We start from the raw sequence: 2,779 nt of genomic DNA on the forward strand, positions 1-2,779 counted from the left end.
GGGCGGCGGAGCCGGGGGCTTCGGCGGATTCAGCGGCGGCGGCTTTTCGATGGAGGACATTTTCTCGCAGTTCGGCGACATCTTCGGCGGACATTTCGGCGGCGGTTTCCGCTCCTCTTCGTCCGGCGGGGGCCGGCGCGTGAACCGGGGGTCGGACATCCGCATCAAAGTGCGCCTGACCCTCTCGGAAATCGCCAACGGCGTCACCAAAAAGCTCAAAATCAACAAGACCGTCGCCTGCGACAAATGCGGCGGCACGGGAGCCAAGGACGGCAACTCCTATGCTACCTGCTCGACCTGCAACGGTACGGGCTATGTCTCGCGTGTCGAAAACACCTTCTTCGGCCGCATGCAGACGCAGGGCGTATGCCCCACGTGCGGCGGCACGGGCAAGGTCATCACCGCGCCCTGCGACAAATGCAAGGGCGAGGGCACCGTTCGCGGACAGGAGGTCGTGGAGATAAAGATTCCGGCCGGCGTGGGCGAGGGCATGGTGCTCACGGTCACGGGCAAGGGCAATGCCGCACGCCACGGAGGCGTCAACGGCGATTTGCAGGTGCTCATCGAAGAGGAGGCGCATCCCGAACTGATGCGCGACGGCAACGATTTGATTCACAACCTCAATATCACCGTTACGACGGCTATGCTGGGCGGTACGGTCGAGGTGCCGACGGTCGACGGCCGCGCCAAAATCAAGATTGCGCCCGGAACGCATGCCGGCAAGGTGCTGCGCCTGGGCGGCAAGGGACTGCCCGACGTCAACGGCTACGGCCGCGGCGACGAGCTGGTGGTGGTCGACATCACCATTCCGTCGAAACTCAACGCCGAGGAGAAACGCCTTGTCGAGCAGCTGGCGCAGCAGCCCGGTTTCCAGAAAGCCGAGTCGGTCAAAAACCAGAATATTTTCGAACGGATGAAGAGTTTCTTCCGGTAGGGAAGCGAACTCCTTTGCAGGCGGCGGAGTGCTGGATACCACTTGTGGTTCACGGCATTCCGCCGCGTTCGCACCGGGGCGACCGTGCGCCGTTTCCGGCGTGCGGCGCGGGCAAAAATCATCCGGGAGGCAATAAATTTACCGAAGAATTCGTATCTTTACAAAAAAATAGGAGGACACGCCATGTTAGGTTTCAGCCCGTTCAAGAAACACGCGAACAAGTTCAACTACATACCGCGCTATTACGATCCCGAAAAGGAGGCCCGCGAACAGCGCCGTGCCGAGTTGCGCGGCGAACGCGCCGAGGATGCGGAGCGTGAATACCGCCCCGGACAGTACATCCGCACGCAGCGCGACGCCCGGTCGGCGCGCCGCTCCCGGGAGGAGCAGAAGGGACGCATGCATATCTGGAAGATTGCAGCCGGCGCGGTGATCGTGCTGCTGTTCATCTATATCCTTTACCCCAGGCTGGTCGACGTATTCCTGCGGACCGGCGCCGGACGGGCGCAGACCGAGGTTGTCAGCACCGAAACGGCCGCGGAGCGCCGCGGCGGGCTCGACCAGTCGGGAATTTCCGACGTCGAATGGCAGGAGCAGCCGATTACGGTGGTTCCCAACGATTATCAGGAGTAAATGGCAGACAAAATCAGATTACTACCCGACCTGGTCGCCAACCAGATTGCGGCGGGCGAGGTCGTGAACCGTCCCGCGTCGGTGGTCAAGGAGATGATGGAGAATGCGATCGACGCCGGTGCGCATACCGTCAAAGTCAACTACCGCGACGGAGGCAAGGATTTGATACAGATTGTCGACGACGGCTGCGGCATGTCGCCCATCGATGCGCGCATGGCTTTCGACCGCCATGCCACGAGCAAAATCACCTCCGTCGACGACATCTACTCCCTCAATACGTTCGGCTTCCGCGGCGAGGCGCTTGCCTCGATTGCCGCCGTGGCGCAGGTCGAACTGCGGACGCGGCAGGAGGGCGACGAGGTCGGCACCTGCACCGAAATCAACGGCGGCCAGTTTGCCGGGCAGTCCCCGGTGATGTGTCCCGTGGGGTCGCAGTTCTTCGTGCGCAACCTCTTCTACAACGTGCCGGCACGCCGCCGTTTTTTGGACAAGAGCACGACCTCGGCAGCCCAGATTAAATCCGAATTCCAGCGCGTCGCCCTGTGCAATCCGCAGGTCGCATTCGAGCTGTACGCCAACGACGCCCCGGTCTATGCGCTTGCGGCCGCCTCGCTTGCCGGCCGTATCGTCGACGTGGTGGGCCGCCATATCAAGCAGAACCTGCTGGAGGTCGACGCCGACACCTCGATTGCCCGCATCGGGGGCTATATCGGCCGTCCCGCCGCCGCCAAACGGCGCAACGGCGAACAGTACCTGTTCGTCAACGGCCGCTATTTCAAGAGTTCGTACCTCACGAGCGCCATCCTGAAAGCCTACGAGAAACTGATTCCCGAGAGCAGTTCGCCTTCGTATTTCCTCTACCTGACGATCGACCCGTCGCGCATCGACGTGAACGTCCATCCGCAGAAAACCGAGGTGAAATTCGCCGACGAGGAGGCCGTGTGGCAGATTATTAACGCCGCCGTGCGTGAAACGCTGGCCAAGACGGGTGCCGTGCCGCTGATGGATTTCGACCGCGAGGGCGCCGTGGAGATTCCGGTGCTGACCAAAGGCGCGGTCTACGGCGAGCCGCGCGCCATGTCCAACAGCGACTACAATCCTTTTCGCGAGGAGTATATCGACCCGACGGCTCCCGACCCGAATGTCGATTTCGCAGGTTTCGACGTGCCGTTCGGCGACGGCGGACAGACCCTGTCCGACAGTGCCGGTGGC

3 protein-coding genes are annotated in these 2,779 nt (G+C 62.2%); all 3 read left to right on the forward strand.

The genetic code is table 11. The features are described from left to right. Positions 1-934: DnaJ C-terminal domain-containing protein (locus QZT71_RS12285; RefSeq protein ID WP_295916638.1), on the forward strand; the 934-nt coding region annotated here is incomplete at its 5' end. A 183-nt stretch (positions 935-1,117) separates the two neighbouring features. Beyond that, positions 1,118-1,567, forward strand: coding sequence for a hypothetical protein (locus QZT71_RS12290; protein WP_295916640.1), 450 nt, complete (start codon positions 1,118-1,120; stop codon positions 1,565-1,567). Next, positions 1,568-2,779, forward strand: a 1,212-nt coding sequence (gene mutL, locus QZT71_RS12295; protein ID WP_295916642.1) for a DNA mismatch repair endonuclease MutL, incomplete at its 3' end; no start/stop codon positions are given. It lies immediately after the preceding gene.

This window comes from uncultured Alistipes sp. (genome assembly GCF_902388705.1).
Lineage (GTDB): Bacteria > Bacteroidota > Bacteroidia > Bacteroidales > Rikenellaceae > Alistipes.